Raw genomic sequence first — 22,184 nt, 5'->3', positions numbered from 1 at the left:
TGATCCAAGTAATGCTTTTTATGACACCGATGTTGCACAATAGCATAAATTTAGTGAATTGATGATTTGATATGTCTTTCTTTGCATTGGGGGTCAACCATCAAACCGCGTCAGTAGCGTTGCGTGAGCAAATCGCATTTAATGCTGAAAAGCTTAGTGTATTGCTTGCTCAGCAAAGTCACAACACTGAATTAAATGATTTGGTGGTCGTGTCGACGTGTAACCGCACCGAGGTTTATGCCATATCTGAAAATGCGGATATGGTACTCAATTGGCTCGCCCAAGCAAATGATCTAGATGTAAAGCAATTGGTCAATCATGTTTACCGTTATGAAGATGCACAAGCAGTGACGCATTTAATGCGCGTAGCTAGTGGGCTAGATTCTTTGATGCTCGGTGAACCGCAAATTTTAGGGCAGGTAAAATCTGCACTGTCTTTAGCCAAAGATGCGCATACAGTTTCAGGTAATTTAAATCGAATTTTCGAATATGCTTTTTATGCGGCAAAACGCGTTCGTTCAGAAACTGCGGTCGGTAGTCATGCCGTTTCAATGGGGTATGCCGTTGCGCAGCTAGCCTTACAAGTTTTTAGCCAACCTGAAAAAATGACCGTGCTGATTGTTGCGGCAGGTGAAATGAATAGCTTGGTAGCAAAACATTTGGCGGAAATGGGGGTTGGCAAAGTACTGATTTGTAACCGCACCCGTGAACGTGCCGAATTGTTAGCTCAAGAAATTGCCCATCAGGTCGAAGTTGAAATTCTTGAGTTTGCCGATTTAGCTGAAAATTTACATCGTGCGGATGTGATTTCAAGCTGTACTGGAAGCTTGCATCAGGTTATTTCTTATCAAGATGTAAAGCGTGCCTTGAAGAAGCGCCGTTATCAGCAAATGCTTTTGGTTGATCTTGCTGTACCGCGTGATATAGAGCCTAAAGTTGAATCTTTGGATGGCGTTTATCTTTACGGTGTAGATGATTTACAGTCGGTCATTGATGAAAATCTTGCGCAGCGCCGTCAGGCAGCAGTTGAAGCGGAAGTGATGGTGAATCAATTAGCTATTGAGCTAATTACCCATGAACGAGTCAATGAAGCGGGCGAAACTATTCATCAATATCGTCAACATGGACATGAATTACAACAAGAAGAATTACAGTTGGCCCTATCTCGTTTAGCCAAAGGCGAAAATGCTGCGCAAATTATGCAAGATTTTGCTCATCGTCTAACGCAGAAATTGCTACATCCAACCTCTATTGTGTTGCGTGATGCAGCCAAAGCAGAAGATCCTGCTTATTTTGAACAATTACAGCAAAGTTTAGCCAACGTTGCAGCACATCGACGTAAAGCTAAAAAATAAATATGGTTTGATAGACTTAAGATAATAGACGCAGCCCAATTTTCTTGGTTAGTTCGTTCAATTGCTGACGTAAATTACGTGATTCGAGTAATGAATTCGGGTCTTTTAATTTCTGCCGTAAATATTTTTCTTGTAATCCCAACGCGTATTCGGTTGCCAGTTTATCCGCCATTTCTGGTGCATGGGTCAGCACTTCAATATTGGTACGTCGCATAATATCAGCAATTTCTAAACTGAAAGTGCTACAAGCACCCAATACATAATAGGTTGCTAGCTCTTGGTCATCAGGCAAGTTATCAAAAATTCGATTGAGAATGTTGAGGATATGCGAGAGTAATTCATGACTTGGAACAAAGGCCCGTAAAGTTTCAAAATGAATATATAAGAATGGATGATGCATCAGAATTGCAATTGCAAAGTCTTCATCTTTGGTGCGAATGTTAAATGATAAAGAAGCATCATTACTGAGTTGAGGTGTCCAACGCTTACCAAACCCCAATTTTTCTTTAAAGGATTGGTTTAAAAGATAACGAAAAGAACCCGTTTTCGGCAATAGTTCAGTCAATTGACGCAGTTCGGCCATCACAAGACTTTTACCTTCGGGGCTGCTGATATCTTGATTTTGGGTTAAATGTGCAAATACAAAATCGGACAGTAATGGTGCTTGCTGTAATAAGCGTTGGAAATTTTCTAAGCCTTCTCGACGAATTAGCGAGTCTGGATCATGGTCATTCGGGAGTACAAAAAACTTCAGTTCGCGGCCATCATTTAATAAAGGCAAGGCAATTTCTAAGGTACGTCGTGCCGCTTTTTGACCTGCGGCATCACCATCAAAGGCAATGGTGATCCGATTATTCTGTTTGAATAGAATATTTAAGTGCTCTGTATTACTTGCAGTTCCCAATGTTGCAACTGCGCCATAAATGCCATTTTGTTGTAGCGCGATGACATCCATGTAGCCTTCAACCATAAGCCAGTCTTGGGCTTTTTGTTTACGACCTTCATAAAGTCCATACAGTAACTGGTTCTTATGGAAAACTTCGGAATCTGGCGAGTTGATATATTTCGGTTTAATTTCATCATTCAAGGCACGACCACCAAAGCCGACCACACGACCTTTGGCATCGCGAATCGGGAAAATCACCCGATCACGTAGCAAGTCGAAATCGCGTCCCTTGTCACTGGTGCGGATTAAACCCAGTAATTTTAAGCCTTGAACATCTTGCGGAAAAGCCTTTTCCAGATGTTGCCAATCTTCTGGTGCATAACCTAAACGCCAGAATTGAATGGTTTCTACGCCTAAGCCACGGTGTCTAAAGTATTGTTGTGCGCTTTGACTCTGTGGTAACTGTCGTTCGTAAAACTGCGCTACATTTTCGAGCAAGTCGTATAGATTACCCTCTTGCGCTGGGGCTTCATTGAATGTTTGGAACGGTTCAAACTGGGCAAAAGGATCATCGACATTACGAAATTCTTCAAAAGGATCGTGATCAATTTGCAGCTCAGTTGTAGGGGGCGATTGAACAGGAGTAACAGGTGTTGTTTTGGGTGGCTCTGCAACCGTTTTCGCTTCGCGTTTATAAGACAGACGTTTGGAGTCTTGATTGTCTTTGGGTAATTCAATACCTGTTTGACTGGACAAGTCTTTCATTACATCGACAAAGTTGCGATTGTCGATGTCCATTAAAAAGCGAATAGCATTACCATTGGCCTGACAGCCAAAGCAGTGATAATACTGTTTATCACGATAGACATGGAAAGAGGGCGACTTTTCCTGATGAAACGGGCAGCAACCTGAGTATGTGCGTCCCGTTTTTTTAAGTTTCACGCGTTGACCAATTAAATCGACAATATCAGTTCGATCGAGAATTTGATCTATCGTGTGCTGAGGAATGGCCATAGTCGTTATCGTGATATATGCAGCAAAATGAAAATGCAAAGCCAGATTTGCTTGAACCCAACTTTTGCAAAAGAAAACTATTTATTTGTATATGGTTTGATCAGTCCGATCAAGCGATATGCAAAATATAAAAGGGCAAGTATGATAACTTGCCTTTAATCAAATTGCACGATGTGTTGTGGTTTTTATTCAGCAGAAGTGCTCGATGCGGGTGTTTCTGTCGAAGTTGCAGGACGATCAAGCAAACCAAACGTCATACGGTTAGTCAGGCTGCGTTGCTCAGCAGGTGCCGCAGTTTTTGGTGTTTCTACAGTACTTTGTTCTTCACGACCAAAGACGCCTAAAGTTGCACGGTTGAGCCAACTGCCTTCTTTGCGTGCAGCACGTAAATTTACGCTACCATCAGACTTCACAAGATTTGGATAGTTCAATTTTAGAACATCGATATACTGTTGTGCTGTGGTTTTGTCCCCCAATTGTTCATAACCATAGGCAACTGTTGCCAATGCTTCTGGAATTTGTGGGGTTTGAGGGTAATGTTCAATCACCCATTGTGAACGCTCTACAGCAGCGAGCCACGCTTTACGTTTAATGTTAAAACGCGCGACATTCATTTCACTTTCAGCCAACTCATTGCCAATATATTTCATTCGTTGGGCCGCATCTACTGCATATGTGCTTGATGGATAGCGACGAATGAAATCGACAAAATTTTGGTAAGCCAGTTTTAAATAACTGGTATCACGATGTGACTGTTTTAATGACGTATAACGCATTAAACCATCATAGTTTTGTTCCATATTCGCTACACCGCGAACATAATAAGCATAATCTACATTTGGATGTTGCGGGTTTAAGCGAATAAAACGTTCTGCAAGGCTAATGGTGCCTTCATAATCTTTTTGCTGGAATTTCGTGTACAACAATTCAAGCTGAGCTTGCTGTGCATAATCGCCAGTTGGGTAGTAAGTATCAATCGCTTCTAGGTACTTGGCTGCATCAGTATATTGACCATTATCTAGCGCTTTCTCAGCTTTTTGTATATACACTTGCTCACTTAATTGTGGGCCTGTATCCACCACTTCTTTTTTTGGATTACTGCTACAGCCCACCATTGCAGATGCAATGCCTAAAGAAAGAGCGAGCATTGTAATTTTATAACGTGGTAGCGACATAAAAATTCCTCTGTTAATACGGGCAATGAGCTACAATTGCGCTATTAAACCACTTTTGTTTGAATGATCAAATGACCCAAGCACAATCTACTAATACAAATTTTGCAGAAACTGATTTCAATTTACTTGAAGATACAGACGAAGCAGATAACCATACTTCTGATGCAACTGCAACACGTTTATCGTTGCAATTTCAATTGGATGAAAGCTATATCGGTCAACGTATTGATCAGGTTGCAGCGAATGTTTGGAGCGATTTTTCACGCGAAAAACTTAAGCAGTGGCTGAAGGATGGGCATTTGTTGGTAAATGGTAACATTGTTAAGCCAAAGTACAAATGTGAAGGATTTGAGCAACTGACTCTAGATGTTGAGCTAGAAGCACAAACCACCAGTCAGCCTGAAAACATTCCACTCAATATTGTTTATGAAGATGATGACATCATTGTGATTAACAAACCTGTTGGAATGGTGGTGCATCCTGGCGCTGGAAATAGCACAGGGACTTTGGTGAATGCCTTACTTTATCATTATCCAAAGTCGGCTGAACTGTCGCGAGCAGGTTTGGTGCATCGTATTGATAAAGACACAAGTGGCTTATTGGTTGTAGCGAAAAACCTAGAAGCTCAGTTTGCATTAAGTAAGCAACTGGCAGATAAGTCAGTCTATCGTGTCTATGATTTAATCGTATATGGCAACATGATTGCAGGCGGCACTATTGATGAGCCAATTAAACGTCACCCTGTTGATCGCGTTAAAATGACTGTTCTACCAGGTGGTAAAGATGCTGTAACGCATTACAATGTAAAAGAACGTTTTCAGCACTTTACTCGTGTACAAGCTCGCTTAGAGACTGGGCGCACGCACCAAATTCGTGTGCATTTTGCATATATTGGTTATGGTTTGGTTGGCGATCCAGTCTATATGCCACGTGTACGTGTTCCTGCAGGGGCATCTGAATTATTGAATGATACTTTACGTGGTTTTAGACGTCAGGCATTACATGCTGTGCAATTGGGTTTAGTTCACCCGCGTACGGGTAAAGACATGATGTTTGAAGCGCCGTGGTCAGAAGATTTTGCAACATTAGTCGATGTATTGCGTAGTGAAAATGCAGCTTATTAAAAGCAGTTGAAAATGTAATCTTTGCGAAGTTTCCTGACAGGGAATAACGCAAAGATGATTTAAGTTAAAGAAGGGATTTAACATGCAATTTGTTCAAGGCTTTCCAGAAGGTGTTTTTGTCGGACAAACGCGTGTGCAACATGAGCATACTCTCGCATCGGATAAACCAGAACTAGATGGTTTCAATTTGGCTTTACATGTTCAGGATAATACCCATCGAGTCCAGCAACATCGTATGCAGCTACTCGAAGAGTTCTCTGCTTTTGGCGTGAAAAAAATAACTTGGATGACACAGACCCATAGCACGATTTGTCACACTGTGAATGAACAGATCTGTTTCGAAGCGCTAGAAGGCGATGGTTTAGTGACTCAACAGAAGCAGCATGCCTTAATGATGATGACTGCGGATTGTTTACCTATTGTCCTTGGGGATGCCGATGCGGTTGAGGTGGCAAACCTACATGCAGGTTGGCGTGGATTGGCGAATGGTATTGTGGAAAACACCATTGCAGCGATGCAACATCCTCCCGCTTGGGCATGGTTAGGGGCAGCCATTAGTCAACCGTGCTTTGAAGTAGGGGCTGAAGTAAAACAAATCTTCTGTGGCAAATATCCTGCATTGGCCTCAGCCTTCGAACCATCGAAAGAACAGGGAAAATACTTTGCTGATTTATATGCCATTGCACGTTATATTTTGCAGCAACATGGTATCACCAAGATTTTAGGTGGTGACCAGTGTACTTATAGACAAACTGAAGAATATTATTCTTATCGTCGTAATGCTAAAACTGGAAGAATGGCAACTTTTGTTTTTTTAAAATAAGCATGACCGTGTGATTGGTGCAACAATTTTTACATTGTGCTATGCACTCGCCTCAGGCGATCGAAAAGTGTTAAACTTGACTTAATTATTTGGTTTTAAAAGTTTCCATGTCTGTCACTGATCTCGTTTCTTCTGCTCCTGTTCATGTCTGTGTGGTTTATCATAGTCCTTATGGGCATACAGCTAAAGTGGCTCAATATATTGCGCAAGGTGCAGAACAGGCAGGTGCAGATGTGCATTTGATTTCTGTGGCAGCAGTTCAGTGGGAGCTTTTAGATCAAGCAGATATTATTATTATGGGCTGCCCAACATATATGGGGAGCCTGACTTCTGCACTGAAACAGTTTATGGAAGACTCCTCTAAGCGTTGGTTAGCCCGTGCTTGGCAAGGTAAGTTGGCCGCAGGATTTACCAATGGTGGTGGCTTAAGTGGCGATAAATTGGCTGTTCTGCAACAGATCAATTTATTTGCCATGCAACACGGTATGTTATGGGCAGGTTTACCGTTTATGCCAACTGGCCGTAGTCAACAAGATATTAACCGTATGTCGAGCTTTTTAGGGTTAATGACCCAGTCCGATAATGCCAGTGTGGAAGTGACGCCACCAGAAGGCGACTTAGAAACAGCACGCAAGTTTGGTAAGTATTTGGTCGAGCTAAAAGCAGATTATTGACAGTCCGAAAAATAAAAAACCTCCCAATCGGAGGTTTTTTTATTATTTGTGGAACAGGCGGGCTTTGTCACGCTGCCAGTCACGATCTTTTTCAGTCGCACGTTTATCGTGTAATTGTTTACCTTTTACCAAAGCAATCTCAAGCTTGACCAGAGGGCCTTTCCAATAGCAGGCTAAAGGTACACAAGAGAATCCTTTTTGATTCACAGCACCAAGTAACTTGGCAATTTCATTGCGATTTAACAATAATTTACGCGTGCGAGTAGCTTCAGGCACTACATGTGTAGAAGCTGACAACAAAGGTTGAATCTGTGCACCAAATAAATAGGCTTCCCCATTTTTAAACAGGATATAACTTTCCGTGAGGGTCATACGCCCAGCACGCAATGATTTAACTTCCCAGCCTTGTAGAGACAGTCCCGCTTCAAATTTTTCTTCAATAAAATAATCATGACGGGCACGCTTATTTTGGGCAATCGTACCGCCATTATGTTTTTTAACTACAGTTGCTTTCGCCATAATCAGTTACTTCCAAAGTTATGACTATTGTGCCCCAACATGAACCTACTGACAATTCTTAAATAAGATCGGAAAGATTTAATCTAAATCAAATACGCAACAAAATTGGCATACCCTTATTTTTCTTAAGGGAATTTGCTGAGTCGTTTTGGCACAAATAGTGAAGATTTTTCAAATTTATGCAGTTTCTTCACCAAAAAAACAAGATTTTGTTAAAATACATTCCAATAAAATAAATCAGAGTACAAATGGATGTCTAAAACTCGCGTAATCTATCCAGGAACATTTGATCCAATTACCAATGGGCATGTCGACCTTGTGACGCGTGCATCAAAAATGTTTGATGAGGTTGTGGTTGCAATCGCGATTGGGCATCATAAGAATCCATTGTTCAAGTTAGAAGAGCGCGTGGCATTGGCGCAGGCTTCTCTGAGTCATTTGCCTAATGTCGAGTTTGTAGGATTTGACGGTTTATTGGTAAACTTTTTCCGAGAACAGAATGCCACAGCCGTTTTACGCGGTTTACGTGCAGTTTCGGACTTTGAATATGAGTTTCAATTGGCAAATATGAACCGTCAACTCGATTCACGCTTTGAAGCCGTGTTTCTTACACCGTCTGAACAATATTCATTTATTTCTTCCACGTTAATTCGTGAAATTGCTCGTTTGAAAGGTGATGTCACCAAATTCGTTCCTGAAGCGGTGGTCAAAGCTTTTGAGCAAAAGCATCAACAAGGTTGGTAGAGTGTCTTTATATATAACTGATGAATGCATCAATTGTGATGTTTGTGAACCTGTTTGTCCTAATGAAGCAATTTTTATGGGCGAATTGATTTACGAAATTAACCCAGATTTATGTACCGAATGTGTCGGACATCACGATCAACCGCAGTGTCAGCTTTTTTGTCCTGTAGATTGTATTCCACTTGATCCAAACCATGCGGAGACGCAAGAACAGTTGTTGGATAAGTATCAACGTTTAATTGCTCAAAAAAGCACAAGCAATTAGTTTTTAAATTTGGTAAGATGCGCCTCGAAGTGAGCCAGACGATCGCTGCTGTGGAGGTCTCCGTGACTAAAGCAGGGGAGGAAAGTCCGGGCTTCAACGGGCAAGGTGCCAGGTAACGCCTGGGCGGCGTGAGCCGACGGAAAGTGCAGCAGAGAGTAGACCGCCTTCATTATGGTTTCAAGCAATTGAGATCGGAGGTAAGGGTGAAAGGGTGCGGTAAGAGCGCACCGCATGACTGGTAACAGTTCATGGCATGGTAAACCCCACCAGAAGCAAGACCAAATAGGGATCCTTTAGGCATGGCCCATGCTGGATCCGGGTAGGTCGCTGGAGCGTATGAGTGATTGTACGCCTAGAGGAATGATCGTTCACGACAGAACCCGGCTTATCGGCTCACTTCACCAAATTTTGATCAATTAAGCGCATTAGGTACTTGACGTACTGTAAATAAAACAACATAATGCGCGCACAGTTTACGGCTATGTAGCTCAGTTGGTTAGAGCACCGCACTCATAATGCGGGGGTCACAAGTTCAAGTCTCGTCATAGCCACCATTTTATAAATCACGTTCCTATAACGTGATTTTTTTTGTCTAAAATTTAGTATGACGCTATTTACTGCACGGTTATTTATCGGAATGACTTGCTAAGCAGTATGGTCGAACTATAAGAAATAACGCGAAAAAGTTCTTGGATAATTTTCATTAAGATGAGTGTTGTCTAGTCCTAACTAAATCCAAAAAATAAATTGATATAAGAAGTGATTTGGAGTTTATTTTTTGAGTGCCGAAATTGAGTAGGATAGAACAACACATTAGAATTTTGATCGAAAATAAATAGAGACTGGAAAATATGCAGTCTATGATTTTTTGTATTTTTAATAGATAACATGATGAAAAATATACAGTTATGGGGTGTTTTTGCCTTGAGAAAGATTGGTTGTATAAACTCTGAGCATTTGGGTGTAAAAACGCTTGACGCATAGACATGAAATTTAGATAATGCGCACACAGTTTACGGCTATGTAGCTCAGTTGGTTAGAGCACCGCACTCATAATGCGGGGGTCACAAGTTCAAGTCTCGTCATAGCCACCATTTTTATAGACCAAGCTCTCAGCTTGGTCTCTTTTTTTGTGCGTCAAAAAGATAAGAAAATATATAACGTATAAAAAAGCCCAAACAAAAGTTTGGGCTTCCATGTTGCTATTTGCGGTTATACGCCAGCTTTCCAACCATTGATAATTGGATAACGACGTTCACGACTAAAGGCACGCGAGCTAATGCGCGGTCCAATAGAGCCTTGGCGACGTTTATATTCATTAAAGTCGACGAGGCGAATCACTTTTTTCACAACCTCTGCATCAAAGCCTTTGGCAATAATGTCGTCTTGACTCATGTCTTCTTCGATGTAGGCATATAGAATCGCATCGAGGACGTCATAAGCAGGCAATGAGTCTTGGTCAGTTTGGTCTGGACGGAGTTCTGCTGAAGGCGGACGAGTAATCACGCGTTCTGGAATTACAGGAGTTTCAGAGATACTGTTACGGTATTTCGCCAATTCAAACACAATGGTCTTATACACATCTTTCAGAACAGCAAAGCCACCGACCATGTCGCCATATAGCGTGCAGTAGCCGACAGAAAGTTCTGATTTATTGCCTGTTGAAAGAACCAGATTGCCAAATTTATTGGATAAGCCCATCAACAGCGTACCGCGTGTACGAGCTTGTAGATTTTCTTCTGTGGCATCAGCAGGGGCATTACCAAAGAATGGATAAAGTGTCTGCATGAAGCTGTTTACGATTGGATTAATTTCCGCGATACCAAAAGTAATGCCCATATTCTTCGCTTGTGCCGCTGCATCTTCTACACTGATTTGCGAAGTATAAGTATAAGGCATCATTACGGCTTGCACTTTGTCAGCACCAATTGCGTCTACAGCAATTGCAAGGGTTAATGCTGAGTCAATTCCACCAGAAAGACCCAGAATCACACCTGGGAAGCCTGAGCGTTGAACGTAGTCACGCGTTGACATCACCAAGGCTTGATAAATTTCGGCCATAGTGTCAAGAGTTGGAGTGCTTTCGGCCACTTGGTAGCTTTGTTGTTCAGCAAGATAGTCTGAATAGAACAGGGCTTGCTGAAAGCTCGGTGCTTGTAGAGCAACTGCGCCGTCTTTATTGATGACAAAGCTGGTGCCATCAAAAATTAAATCGTCCTGACCACCGACTTGGTTAGCATAAACCAAATGAATATTTAATTGTTTTGCAAGTTCTTGCATGGTGTTGATACGGTGCTGAGGTTTACCTACTTCATACGGTGAAGCATTGAGTACAAGCACAGTTTCAACATTTAATTGAGCTAATTGCTGTACGGTATTCAGTGACCAGATATCTTCACAAATCAGTACGCCAAATTTATGCCCGAGGTATTCAAATACTAAATGCTGATGCCCTTCGTTAAAATAACGTTTTTCATCAAAAACACCATAGTTTGGCAAGTTTTGCTTATTATAAATCCCTAGGATCTTACCGTCTTTCATGACAGCGGCAGAGTTATAGCGTTGACCATCTTCGGTTTGATTGACGAAACCAAAGACCATGACAATGTCTTTCACTTTGCTAAGCTGTTCAAACGCTTGTTGTGTGCGTTTAGATAGGCTTGGGCGCAATAGTAAGTCTTCGGCAGGGTAACCAATAGTTGATAATTCAGGGAAGATAATTAAATCTGATTTTTGCGCTTTGGCTTCGTTTGCCAATTGTTGCATTTTTTCAGCATTTGCTTCGATATTACCAATATGCGGAGAGAATTGTGCTATGGCAATTTTAAAACTTTTCATTCCAACTTAATCCTAAAGCTATAGGGATGTGTACACATATGGCTGAGTTTTTTATCGTTATCGGTTCAGTACTGTGTAATCAACGACAAAACAATGAATAAATAATTTGCGTTGATACTATATACGAATTGCGACAAATGTAGTGTATAAATCCAAAAAAAATTCTTATTTGCATTTAGAAAAATTATTCATAATTGTACCTGAGCCGTTATTAATATTTCACTGAAAAGGTTAAAGATATGTCACGATATTTATCAGCATTGATACAGAATATTCGAAGCTTTGGCATTTTGTCGCGACGACCTTTGACCGAAGGTGAAAAATCATTGGTACGCTGGATTTTCGCGGATGCGATTCAGTTGGATCAAGTACAAATTATTGCACATAAGGCAGTTCTCAAAAATCATGCCATCAGTCCAAATGGACATATCTATTTTCATGCACAAAATTACTGTCATGACTTTTCAAAATGTTCGGTTGCTTTACAGTCATGGTTTATTCATGAAATGACACATGTTTGGCAGTATCAACAAGGCATTGCGGTGGTTCGTAAGGCATTGTTTGATCGTCGTTACCACTATGTAATCCAGCAAGGAAAACTATTTTTAAGTTATGGAATCGAGCAGCAGGCGCAAATGGTGCAAGATTATTTTATAAAAAAAACACAAGGCCAGAATTGCGATGCTTATGAACAATGCATTCCTTTTTTGGCACCCAAAGCATGATTTTGTCCCATGCAGATAATTTTGTCGGAAAACTGTCGGACAAGCATGAGGAAAGGCAGAAATTGCAAATGAAATGACCTGAATTGCTAGTGGCAAGCCGTATAGGCTCACTTAATTTTTTACTGTAGCTACATGCTTAAGCAGTATGCGCAATACCACAAAGTTGCACTTACAGTAGAAAAATAAGGAATGGTCATGCAATTCATTACACCCCTTAAAAATACATTGAATCATGTATTTTCTGGTTCTCGTTTTAATACTTTGAAGCAGTCCCCGATGATTCCGATTCGGCATATGCGGTTTGACTTTGACCCGAAAGAAATTGATCCTAAATTTTATCTCAATGCAGAATTGGCGAGTGCATATTTCGCATCACTTTCCATTTTTCTAACATTTGGAGAGGATTTGGTGATAGATACGGCACGCTATCATCGTGAACTGGTAAAAGATCCACTGCTGAAACAGCGTGTGACGGCTTTGATTGGCCAAGAGGCGATTCATTCTAAAATGCATAATGAGTTAAATGATGCGTTTCGAGAAGCGGATTATCCTGTGCAGTTGTTTCGTACGTGGGCGGGTTGGGTATTTGACTATGGATTTAACCGTTTACCACAACCCATGAAATTATCGCTCATGGCGGGTATTGAGCATTTCACTGCTGTATTGGCTGAATACATGATGAAGCATGAGGAAATTTTCTTCCGTTCTCGAGATGAAAAGCAGCGTGCCATCTGGATGTGGCATATGCTTGAAGAGTCTGAGCATAAAGACATTGCTTATGATGTATTTCAAGCTTTATCCAATAATTATGCACTGCGTATTGCAGGCTTTTTCCCTGCGCTCATCACGATTCTTATTTTAATTTCAGTTGCCTCACTTATGGTGCCATTCTACCGAGAACCGAAGAATTTAATTCGTTGGAGCTACTGGAAGGAACTACCTTACAGTTTTAGCCTAATTTTTGGTTTAAAGGATGGTGTCTATGGCAGCACCATGCAGCATATTTTTGATTATTTGCGTCCTGATTTTCATCCCAATGATCATGATACTTCTGCTTATTTAAGCTATTACAAAGAAAAGCTATTAAACCCTGAACACGGCATTTTAACGCCTTATTTTACGCGTGAATATACCCCTAGTTTACGTTCATAACAAAGTGGGAATTTTAAAATGACATTTTTTAATAAAAAAAGTAAACCAAGCAAGCATGCTTATGCCGTGGTAACAGGTGCGGGGAGTGGTATTGGGCGGAGTTTTGCGCTGGAGCTTGCTCAGCGCGGAGGGGTGGTGGTTTGTGTAGATATTGATCTCAATGCTGCTAAAGAAACCGTGAGTTTGATTCAAAATCAATATCAAATAGATGCTTTTGCTGTGCAATGTGATGTGGGGTGTGCTGAGCAAGTGAAAGCATTAGCAGAGCAAGCTGAACAATTAATGGGGCATGCGACCACTCTCATTGTTAACAATGCGGGGGTTGGTTTGGGTGGAAAGTTTGATGAAGTCAGCCTAGAAGATTGGCAATGGTGTATGCATGTCAATTTATGGGGAGTGATTCATGGATGCCATTATTTTGTGCCGCAATTTAAACAGCAAGGCCATGGTGCGATTATTAATGTAGCCTCTGCCGCAGGGTTTACTGCTGCACCCGAAATGACAGCATATAACGTCACCAAATCGAGCGTTTTAGCATTGTCTGAAACGCTGTCCGCAGAACTTCGCAGTGCCAATATTCGTGTCAATGTGCTATGTCCAACGCTGGTGCCTACTAACATTATGAAAAATGGCCGTTTGCCACAACGTTACTCTGGTTTGGCTGATCATTTGCTGATGAATCATGCTTTTATTAATAGCGATCAAGTCGCAATTAAAACCTTGGATCGGCTAGATGCGAATGAGCTGTATACCATTCCACAGCCAGATGCCAAGTTATTTTGGTGGTTAAAACGAGCTGCCCCAAGTCTGTATGCCAAGTTACTTGGAATCGGTTATCCATTGTTGCAAAAATATGTGAAATAACAATAAGAGACTCAACATGACAGAGAATATTTTACTGGAAAATTCAGATCAGAAAATTGAATCCGCCTTAGAAGAAGGTGCTAAATCTATTGGGTTGGAGGAAAACGAAACTTCCGTGCCTCAACAAAAAAACAAAATACGAACTAAAGCAAAACAACCACAGCCAACGCGTGTATATGATTGTATTGTGATTGGTGCAGGAATATCTGGTATAGCAGCTGCTTATAAGATGATACAAGCAGGCTATACTGACTTTTTAGTGTTTGAAAAAGCAGATCGCGTCGGTGGAACATGGCGTGACAACACTTATCCTGGCTGTGGTTGTGACGTACCATCTGCATTGTATTCTTTTTCATTTGCGCCAAGTCATGCTTGGAGTCATCTCTTTGCTAAGCAAACAGAAATTTTGGCCTATTTAGAGCAGGTCACGAAGCAATTCAATTTGAATGACAAAATCAAATTTAAGCATGAGCTTTTGTCTGCCAAATGGAATGAAGCGCAGCAACAATGGGTTTTAGAAACATCACAGGGGAAATTTCTCGCTAAGACAGTGGTTTTTTCTACTGGCCCGATTACAGAACCTTCTGTGCCTCAAGTTAAGGGGATTGATACCTTCCAGGGGGAAATGTTTCATTCGGCACGTTGGAAACATGACTACGATTTAACAGATAAACGGGTTGCGGTAATTGGCACAGGTGCATCTGCAATCCAGTTTATTCCTCAAATTCAACCTGATGTTAAAGAGTTGATTGTTTTTCAACGTACTGCACCTTGGGTATTACCTAAAGCAGATCTCGCCTTGAATGATGCTGTTAAAGGCATCATTGCAAAATATCCTGTAATTCAACAGTTGTGGCGTGGAGGTGTTGCGCAAATTTTAAATGGGATTAACTTTGGATTGCGTCATCCTCAAATATTAGAACCGATTAATCTGCTGAGCAAACAGCTATTAAAATTACAAATTCAAGATCATACATTACGTAAAAATGTGACACCTAATTTCTCAATTGGTTGTAAACGACTTTTATTTGCCAATAATTATTATCCTGCCTTACAACAAGAAAATGTACAGCTTGTGCCAGAGGGGTTGATTGAAATACAAGGGAATAAATTGATTGCTGCGAATGGTGAACAGTACGAGGCCGATGTGATTATCTGGGGGACAGGCTTTGAAGTTTCACACCCGCCTATAGGTAAGCGGGTTTATGATACGAATGAGCAACTCTTGGCTGAGCGTTGGAAAGAAAGCTCTCCAGAGGCATTTTTAGGTGCAAGCTTGGAACATGTACCTAATGCCTTTTTGGTGTTGGGTCCAAATATTCTGGTCTATGATTCATTTATTGGAATTGCTGAAGCGCAACTGGATTACATTATGAGCGGTTTACTGCAAATGCGAGATCAGGGCATTAAGCGCATAGAAATTAAGCCTAAAGTACTTCATGAACATAATGTTGCGGTACAAAAGAACTTGCAGAAGACTGTTTTTAATCGTGGTGGTTGTAAATCTTATTATTTAGATCAAAATGGGCGAAATTTTGCTGCATGGCCGTGGTCGTTAAAGCAATTAAAACAACAACTAAAAAAATTGGATTTGGCTGATTATGATATTGCTTGATATTTAGTTTTATTCCACGCGAAATAAAAAAACCACCCGAAGGGTGGTTTTTTAATCATCAATTCTTTCGAATTAACGACCTTGGATGTCACGTTGAACTTCACCAGTGTAAAGCTGACGTGGACGACCAATTTTGTAAGGTCCGCTGTGCATTTCTAACCAGTGGCTGATCCAACCAACAGTACGTGCAAGCGCGAAGATTACAGTAAACATTTCTGTTGGGATACCAATCGCTTTAAGGATGATACCTGAGTAGAAGTCTACGTTCGGGTAAAGGTTACGCTTGATGAAGTATTCATCAGATAACGCGATACGCTCAAGTTCCATAGCAAGTTCAAGCTGTGGATCATTGATACCAAGTGCACCAAGAACTTCGTCGCAAGTCTCTTTCATTACTTTAGCGCGTGGGTCAAAGTTCTTATAAACGCGGTGACCGAAGCCCATGAGCTTAACTTCTTTAGTCTTCACTTTTTCCATGAAGCCAGCAACGTTCTCTACAGTGCCGATTTCATCAAGCATCTTAAGAACAGCTTCGTTCGCACCACCGTGAGCAGGACCCCAAAGTGCAGAGATACCAGCAGCGATACATGCATACGGGTTAGCACCAGTAGAACCAGCTAAACGAACAGTAGAAGTAGACGCGTTTTGTTCGTGGTCAGCATGAAGTGTGAAGATACGATCCATTGCTTTCGCAAGAATTGGGTTTACTTTGTAATCGCGGTCTGCTGGAGTAGCAAACATCATATGCAAGAAGTTTTCTGCATAGCTTAAGTCATTACGTGGGTAAACAAATGGTTGACCTACAGTGTACTTGTAGCTCCAAGCTGCAAGAGTAGGAACTTTCGCGATTAAGCGAATAGCAGTGATTTCACGGTGGTTAACATCTTCAATGTCTAAACCGTTGTGATAGAACGCAGAAAGCGCACCTACTACACCCACCATGATTGCCATAGGGTGAGCGTCACGACGGAAACCATTGAAGAAACGGCTTACTTGGTCGTGAACCATAGTGTGGTTACGTACTTTAGCGTCAAATTCAACTTTTTGCTCAGCAGTAGGAAGCTCACCATTTAATAATAGGTAGCAAGTTTCTAAGTAGTCTGCTTTAGTTGCAAGTTGGTCAATTGGGTAACCACGGTGTAAAAGTACACCTTTGTTACCATCAATGAAGGTAATTTTTGATTCGCAAGCTGCTGTAGCCATAAAACCAGGATCAAAAGTAAAGTGACCTGCGGCCAACACATCCTTAACGTCGATTACATCTGGGCCCAATGTGCCGCTGTAAATTGGTAATTCAATTTCTTTGCCATCAAGCTGTAATACGGCTTTTTTGCCAGTTGCTTCAGACATTCAATAGATCTCCTGTCCCGGTGAATGTTTAATCTGACTCGTAATACGAATCTTTTAATGCGCGAATCAGACGGATCAAAAATTTGCTAATTAGATTAGAGAGTACTGAAATTTTGTCAATTATACTTATGGATAAAAACTGACGCCCTCACAGAGGTTTAGTCAAATCCTTCCTTAGAGCAATGAGTAAAATCACAGCACCGCCGCGCTATGATATGTCAAAATATTCTTGAGGTGCAGAAAAAAAATAGTGCTCCATCTGAATTGTAAATATTTATAAAAAATATGAGGAGAGTATTTTTGAACAAATGGTGGGGTCAAACTGAATCGAAATTCATCTAATTTTCATAACTTACATTCATTTTTGTTCATATTTTATTTCATTTTTTAGCTAAATTTGGCATTAAGTTCTAATCCTAAAGTTTGATTCAATTGATCAAAAAATAACTCATTGAATTTTGAATTTTGATTAAAAAATAGGCTTTAGACGTAATTTTTTGCAATTTCTGAGCAATTTAAACCCTTAAAATTTATAAGTAGTTTGTATTTAATTATGGCTAAGTCATTATTTAATCACGTTATATCATAAAATTATTGTTCTAAATAAATAGTGAACATTTTGATAGGAAATGCAAGTCTTTCCATATAAAGGAAAGGATTATCAAATAGAGCAAATATCTTGCTTATCTTTAGTCTAAAGATACAAAAATATCGAATTAGGGTTAGAAAGGTCAGAACTGAGAGGATAAATGATAAAAACCAATAGCATAGCAATGAATTTGAGCTAAATTATTGGTTTTTATAGAATGTTAATTTTGTTAATGATTCTTATTTAAAGGTTTTTTGTTAAAAAACCAGTCTTTGATTGTTTGTATTTTGACTTTTCGCGTTTTATAATTCGGTGTCGTTTTGAGTTTAGGCATTTGCTTGCCTGACAATGCCAGCTTTCCTTCGAATTAATTCCAACAAACTCCGGATGGAGTTTTTACTTACAGGATGCCCGCTGTGAAAAGCAACAGACCTGTCAATTTGTCCATGGGTCAAGTTTTAGAAGTAAACTTAAAATCCCCTGTGGCTATTGCATCAATTTTACACCGTCTATCTGGTGTCATCGTATTTTTACTCGTACCGGTACTTTTATGGATTTTAGACAAGTCATTGTCTTCTCCTGAAGGTTTTGCGCAAGTACAAGCTATTTTTAATAGTTTTATCGTGCGTTTTATCGTATGGGTATTTGTAGCCGGCTTAATTTTCCACTTTATTGCGGGTGTTAAGCATTTACTTGCGGATCTAGGTATTGCTGAAGAACTGCAAAGTGGTCGTGTCGCAGCTACTATTTCATTGATCTTGTCTGCAATCGGTATCATTGCGGCATTTGTATGGATTGTTATCTAATGAAAAGTGCTACTGGTTTAACGGGTTCAGGTTCTCGCGATTGGTTTATCCAGCGCGTAAGTGCTGTCGTATTAGCAGTTTATACTGTTGTTGTTTTAGGTTGGATCCTATGCAATGGTGGTTTTAGCTACGAACAGTGGTACGGCTTTATGATGACAGCTCCAATGAAGATCTTATCTTTATTAGCAGTCTTATCTCTTGTTGCACATGCATGGATTGGTATGTGGCAAGTATTCACTGACTATGTGACTACTCGTCAAATGGGGCCTTCGGCTTCAGGTTTACGCCTTGTACTGACTTCAGCAGTAATTATTGCTGTATTTGCATATGCGATCTGGGCAATCCAGATTTTTTGGGCGAATTGATAGGAAGAGATCATGGGCGCTATAACCCCTAAAGAAGATTACACAAATATTCCACACGAAACTTTCGATGCTGTCATCGTTGGTGGTGGTGGTTCTGGTATGCGCGCGTCTTACCAACTTGCTCAAGCTGGTTTAAAAGTTGCGGTTCTGACTAAAGTATTCCCAACACGTTCACATACAGTTGCAGCGCAGGGCGGTATTGGTGCATCTCTTGGTAACATGCAAGAAGATAACTGGCACTACCACTTCTATGACACTGTAAAAGGTTCAGACTGGTTAGGTGATCAAGACGCAATCGAATTCATGACGCGTGAAGCACCACAAGTTGTTTATGAATTAGAACACTTGGGTATGCCATTTGACCGTAATGCAGACGGTACGATTTACCAACGTCCATTCGGTGGTCACTCTGCAAACTATGGTGAAAAAGCCGTTCCACGTGCTTGTGCTGCTGCTGACCGTACAGGTCACGCACTTCTTCACACGCTTTATCAAAGCAACGTGAAAATGGGTACTCAATTCTTTGTTGAATGGATTGCACTTGACCTTATCCGTAATGAAGCGGGTGATGTACTTGGTGTAACTGCATACGATCAAGAAACAGGTAAAATTGCAGTATTCCAAGCGAAAGCGACATTGTTTGCTACAGGTGGTGCAGGTCGTGTTTACCGTGCATCTACTAACGCATATATCAATACTGGTGATGGTCTTGGTATGGCGGCTCGTGCAGGTATTCCATTACAAGATATGGAATTCTGGCAGTTCCACCCTACAGGTGTTGCGGGCGCGGGTGTATTGTTGACAGAAGGCTGTCGTGGTGAAGGTGCGATCCTTCGTAACGACGCTGGTGAGCCGTTCATGGAACGCTATGCACCAACTTTAAAAGACTTGGCGCCACGTGACTTTGTATCACGTTCGATGGACCAAGAAATTAAAGAAGGTCGCGGTTGTGGTCCTAAGAAAGACTACATCTTGCTTGATATGACGCACTTGGGTGCTGAAACAATCATGAAACGTCTTCCATCTGTATTTGAGATTGGTAAGAAATTCGCGAACGTTGACATCACTAAAGAACCAATTCCTGTAGTACCGACAATCCATTACCAAATGGGTGGTATTCCTACAAACATTCATGGTCAAGTTGTAGTGCCAGAAAGCCGTGAAACTTCACCGCTTGAAGCAAACTACAATAAAGAGACTGATGTTTATTCTACCAATGCAGGTGAACGTAACTTCACTAAACCAGTAAAAGGTTTCTATGCAATTGGTGAATGTTCTTGCGTATCTGTACATGGCGCAAACCGTTTGGGTACGAACTCACTGCTTGACCTGGTTGTATTTGGTAAAGCTGCTGGTGAACACATCATCGACTACGTGACTAAACACCATGGTGATGAATACCAACCGCTTCCTACAACTGTACTTGAGCAAACTGTTGCACGTATCCGTAAATTGGATGAGTCAACAACAGGTGAAAATGCACAAGAAGTTGCTGATGCCATTCGTGACATCGTACAAGACCATGCTGGTGTATTCCGTACACAAGCGTTGCTTGACAAAGGTGTGAAAGAAATTCTTGCGATTGAATCACGTGTTCGTAACATTCATTTGAAAGACAAATCTAAGGTATTCAACACTGCGCGTATTGAAGCTCTAGAAGTTGAAAACTTGTATGAAGTTGCTAAAGCGACCTTGATTTCTGCTGCTGCACGTAAAGAATGTCGTGGTGCACACACAGTTGTAGATTTTGAAGAGTCTCCAGATCATCCAGAATACCCATATGGTCGTCGTGATGATGAGTGGATGAAGCACACATTATGGTTCTCTGCTGACAATCGTCTAGAGTACAAACCAGTGCGTTACAAGCCGTTATCTGTCGCTGCTATTCCACCTAAACCACGTACATTCTAATTAGGAGAAGTAAGATGAGTAGAGGTACTCGTACATTTAATATCTACCGCTACGATCCTGATAAGGATGCAGCACCGTACATGCAGACTTTTAAGCTTGAATTGACAGATAAGCACCGTATGTTGCTTGATGCACTTCTTGCATTGAAAGTACAGGATGAGTCGTTAACGTTCCGTCGTTCGTGCCGCGAAGGTATTTGTGGTTCTGATGGCGTAAACATCAATGGTAAAAATGGTTTAGCATGTCTTTGGAATCTCAATGATTTGCCAGATGTGATTACTGTTCGTCCGCTTCCAGGTCTTCCTGTTGTGAAAGACTTGGTTGTAGACATGAATCAGTTCTACGATCAGTACAATAAAATCCATCCATTCTTGATTAACAATCAACCTGCGCCACCGAAAGAGCGTTTACAGTCTCCTGAAGAGCGTGAACACTTAGATGGTCTTTATGAATGTATTTTGTGTGCATGCTGTTCAACTTCATGCCCATCATTCTGGTGGAACCCAGACAAATTCTTGGGTCCATCTGCATTGTTAAACGCGTATCGTTTCATTATCGATTCACGTGATACAGCGACTCAAGAGCGTTTGGCTCGTCTTGATGACCCATTCTCATTGTTCCGTTGTAAAGGCATCATGAACTGTGTATCAGTATGTCCTAAGGGCTTAAACCCAACTAAAGCAATCGGTCATATCCGTAATATGCTTTTAGATATGGCTGGCTAATCTTTAAAGATTAATGAGACTTAAAAAAGCACACTTTCGGGTGTGCTTTTTTATGAAATGCAAGAATAGTTAGTTATACAGTTTTACACTTTCGGTGAAAGCACATAGACATAATTTGTGCGATTCGTGTAAAACGAAGGGATTATTTATGCTGAAAAGCGGTTGTTGCGTAGAATAAATGCTATTATATAACGTTAGAAAAGGGCAGTTTGTAAGAAGGTGCTCTTTTTTGCTATTTGAAAAACTTAAATAGAACTTTGGTCTAGATTGCATCTTAATTGATGATAAATCACCATAGTTTACAGCATAAAATGTGGAGTGTATTTCGCTGATTTATGGATGGTATGTGTCAAAAAAATCAATTGGTGAAAGTGGAACATGTTACGATTTAATGCATCGTTATATTGAAAAAACCATGGTTAATTATTACCCGTTTTTTGATATAAATTGAGTGCTTACCTATTTTCTAAGTGGTTTTAGAAAAGCTAAATCGAGAATTTATCTTTTCTAAAACGATTTTGCAAAAAATTGCTCGGTTTCGGTCGAGTATATATGGATGAGTGATGATGCCATTGAGGGTGTTGTTGTTCATTTTTCACATCAGGATACTCCTAATGTGGTGATAACGCCCTGAGGCTGATGTCTGCTGGGGACTAATGTCATGT

General features: G+C 40.7%; 19 protein-coding genes, 2 tRNA genes and 1 other RNA gene. 17 read left to right on the top strand and 5 right to left on the bottom strand.

Annotated elements, in window-relative coordinates; translation table 11 throughout:
• Positions 1 to 71 precede the first annotated feature (71 nt).
• Entirely contained in the window at positions 72 to 1,355 is a 1,284-nt protein-coding gene (gene hemA / locus MP622_RS09720) for a glutamyl-tRNA reductase (RefSeq protein WP_016165803.1), read from the top strand.
• 16 nt (positions 1,356 to 1,371) lie between these two features.
• Here hemA and MP622_RS09715 read toward each other — a convergent pair whose 3' ends face one another.
• Positions 1,372 to 3,255, bottom strand: a complete 1,884-nt coding sequence (locus MP622_RS09715) for a CHC2 zinc finger domain-containing protein (RefSeq protein WP_243790711.1) — start codon at positions 3,253 to 3,255, stop codon at positions 1,372 to 1,374.
• A gap of 185 nt (positions 3,256 to 3,440) precedes the next feature.
• Positions 3,441 to 4,430, bottom strand: coding sequence for an outer membrane protein assembly factor BamD (locus MP622_RS09710; RefSeq protein ID WP_243790709.1), 990 nt, complete (start codon positions 4,428 to 4,430; stop codon positions 3,441 to 3,443).
• A gap of 71 nt (positions 4,431 to 4,501) precedes the next feature.
• On the opposite strand from MP622_RS09710, the gene rluD reads away from it, so the two are divergent.
• The 3 genes from rluD to MP622_RS09695 all read left to right on the top strand — a co-directional run bounded on the left by rluD (position 4,502) and on the right by MP622_RS09695 (position 7,051).
• Positions 4,502 to 5,554 (top strand): 23S rRNA pseudouridine(1911/1915/1917) synthase RluD, encoded by a 1,053-nt coding sequence (gene rluD / locus MP622_RS09705; protein WP_044741218.1) that lies wholly within the window; start codon positions 4,502 to 4,504, stop codon positions 5,552 to 5,554.
• Between the two features lie 82 nt (positions 5,555 to 5,636).
• Positions 5,637 to 6,377: a peptidoglycan editing factor PgeF gene (gene pgeF / locus MP622_RS09700; protein ID WP_044741215.1), complete on the top strand. Its 741-nt coding sequence runs from the start codon at positions 5,637 to 5,639 to the stop codon at positions 6,375 to 6,377.
• Positions 6,378 to 6,484: 107 nt separating this feature from the next.
• The gene (locus tag MP622_RS09695; RefSeq protein WP_044741216.1) at positions 6,485 to 7,051 is read left to right on the top strand and encodes a flavodoxin family protein; all 567 of its coding nucleotides are present in this window, start codon (positions 6,485 to 6,487) and stop codon (positions 7,049 to 7,051) included.
• 42 nt (positions 7,052 to 7,093) lie between these two features.
• Here MP622_RS09695 and smpB read toward each other — a convergent pair whose 3' ends face one another.
• The gene (gene smpB, locus MP622_RS09690) at positions 7,094 to 7,570 is read right to left on the bottom strand and encodes an SsrA-binding protein SmpB (protein WP_016165809.1); all 477 of its coding nucleotides are present in this window, start codon (positions 7,568 to 7,570) and stop codon (positions 7,094 to 7,096) included.
• A gap of 252 nt (positions 7,571 to 7,822) precedes the next feature.
• On the opposite strand from smpB, the gene coaD reads away from it, so the two are divergent.
• The 5 genes from coaD (at position 7,823) to MP622_RS09665 (ending at position 9,673) form a co-directional block, all read left to right on the top strand.
• Positions 7,823 to 8,314 (top strand): pantetheine-phosphate adenylyltransferase, encoded by a 492-nt coding sequence (gene coaD / locus MP622_RS09685; protein WP_016165810.1) that lies wholly within the window; start codon positions 7,823 to 7,825, stop codon positions 8,312 to 8,314.
• Between the two features lies 1 nt (position 8,315).
• On the top strand, positions 8,316 to 8,579 hold the full coding sequence (locus tag MP622_RS09680) for a YfhL family 4Fe-4S dicluster ferredoxin (RefSeq protein ID WP_016165811.1): 264 nt from the start codon (positions 8,316 to 8,318) through the stop codon (positions 8,577 to 8,579).
• 26 nt (positions 8,580 to 8,605) lie between these two features.
• An RNA gene (rnpB, locus tag MP622_RS09675) (RNase P RNA component class A) lies at positions 8,606 to 8,983 on the top strand.
• A gap of 73 nt (positions 8,984 to 9,056) precedes the next feature.
• Positions 9,057 to 9,133: transfer RNA gene (locus MP622_RS09670), tRNA-Met, on the top strand.
• 463 nt (positions 9,134 to 9,596) lie between these two features.
• Positions 9,597 to 9,673 (top strand) — tRNA-Met (locus tag MP622_RS09665).
• 118 nt (positions 9,674 to 9,791) lie between these two features.
• Here MP622_RS09665 and MP622_RS09660 read toward each other — a convergent pair.
• Positions 9,792 to 11,417 carry an NAD+ synthase gene (locus MP622_RS09660; protein ID WP_243790707.1) on the bottom strand — a complete coding sequence of 542 codons (1,626 nt, stop codon included), beginning with the start codon at positions 11,415 to 11,417 and terminating at the stop codon, positions 9,792 to 9,794.
• A gap of 239 nt (positions 11,418 to 11,656) precedes the next feature.
• Between MP622_RS09660 and MP622_RS09655 the strand changes: the two genes are divergently transcribed.
• The 4 genes from MP622_RS09655 (at position 11,657) to MP622_RS09640 (ending at position 15,773) form a co-directional block, all read left to right on the top strand.
• Complete coding sequence (locus MP622_RS09655; RefSeq protein ID WP_243790705.1) at positions 11,657 to 12,142, top strand: type IV secretion protein Rhs; 486 nt, start codon at positions 11,657 to 11,659, stop codon at positions 12,140 to 12,142.
• Between the two features lie 195 nt (positions 12,143 to 12,337).
• Complete coding sequence (locus MP622_RS09650) at positions 12,338 to 13,294, top strand: metal-dependent hydrolase (RefSeq protein ID WP_243790703.1); 957 nt, start codon at positions 12,338 to 12,340, stop codon at positions 13,292 to 13,294.
• 18 nt (positions 13,295 to 13,312) lie between these two features.
• The gene (locus tag MP622_RS09645) at positions 13,313 to 14,158 is read left to right on the top strand and encodes an SDR family NAD(P)-dependent oxidoreductase (RefSeq protein ID WP_243790702.1); all 846 of its coding nucleotides are present in this window, start codon (positions 13,313 to 13,315) and stop codon (positions 14,156 to 14,158) included.
• Between the two features lie 16 nt (positions 14,159 to 14,174).
• Positions 14,175 to 15,773 (top strand): NAD(P)/FAD-dependent oxidoreductase, encoded by a 1,599-nt coding sequence (locus MP622_RS09640; protein ID WP_243790700.1) that lies wholly within the window; start codon positions 14,175 to 14,177, stop codon positions 15,771 to 15,773.
• 72 nt (positions 15,774 to 15,845) lie between these two features.
• On the opposite strand, the gene gltA is transcribed toward MP622_RS09640, so the two are convergent.
• Positions 15,846 to 17,123 (bottom strand): citrate synthase, encoded by a 1,278-nt coding sequence (gltA, locus tag MP622_RS09635; protein WP_016165817.1) that lies wholly within the window; start codon positions 17,121 to 17,123, stop codon positions 15,846 to 15,848.
• Positions 17,124 to 18,119: 996 nt separating this feature from the next.
• On the opposite strand from gltA, the gene sdhC reads away from it, so the two are divergent.
• Genes sdhC through MP622_RS09615 form a run of 4 tightly spaced genes read left to right on the top strand, consistent with a single transcriptional unit; the run spans position 18,120 to position 21,519 of the window.
• A complete protein-coding gene (gene sdhC, locus MP622_RS09630) occupies positions 18,120 to 18,518 on the top strand; it encodes a succinate dehydrogenase, cytochrome b556 subunit (protein ID WP_026441307.1) in 399 nt (132 codons plus the stop codon).
• The gene (gene sdhD / locus MP622_RS09625) at positions 18,518 to 18,883 is read left to right on the top strand and encodes a succinate dehydrogenase, hydrophobic membrane anchor protein (RefSeq protein WP_004695554.1); all 366 of its coding nucleotides are present in this window, start codon (positions 18,518 to 18,520) and stop codon (positions 18,881 to 18,883) included. The genes sdhC and sdhD overlap by 1 nt, the downstream gene beginning before the upstream one ends.
• Before the next feature lie 12 nt (positions 18,884 to 18,895).
• The gene (locus tag MP622_RS09620; protein ID WP_016165819.1) at positions 18,896 to 20,794 is read left to right on the top strand and encodes an FAD-binding protein; all 1,899 of its coding nucleotides are present in this window, start codon (positions 18,896 to 18,898) and stop codon (positions 20,792 to 20,794) included.
• A 14-nt stretch (positions 20,795 to 20,808) separates the two neighbouring features.
• The gene (locus MP622_RS09615) at positions 20,809 to 21,519 is read left to right on the top strand and encodes a succinate dehydrogenase iron-sulfur subunit (RefSeq protein ID WP_016165820.1); all 711 of its coding nucleotides are present in this window, start codon (positions 20,809 to 20,811) and stop codon (positions 21,517 to 21,519) included.
• The last annotated feature ends 665 nt before the right edge of the window (positions 21,520 to 22,184 follow it).

The sequence above is a fragment of the Acinetobacter sp. PK01 genome (assembly GCF_022819285.1).
Lineage (GTDB): Bacteria > Pseudomonadota > Gammaproteobacteria > Pseudomonadales > Moraxellaceae > Acinetobacter > Acinetobacter tandoii.
The sequence above is the reverse complement of the archived record's forward strand: the minus strand, read 5'-3'. Positions and strand labels throughout refer to the sequence as shown.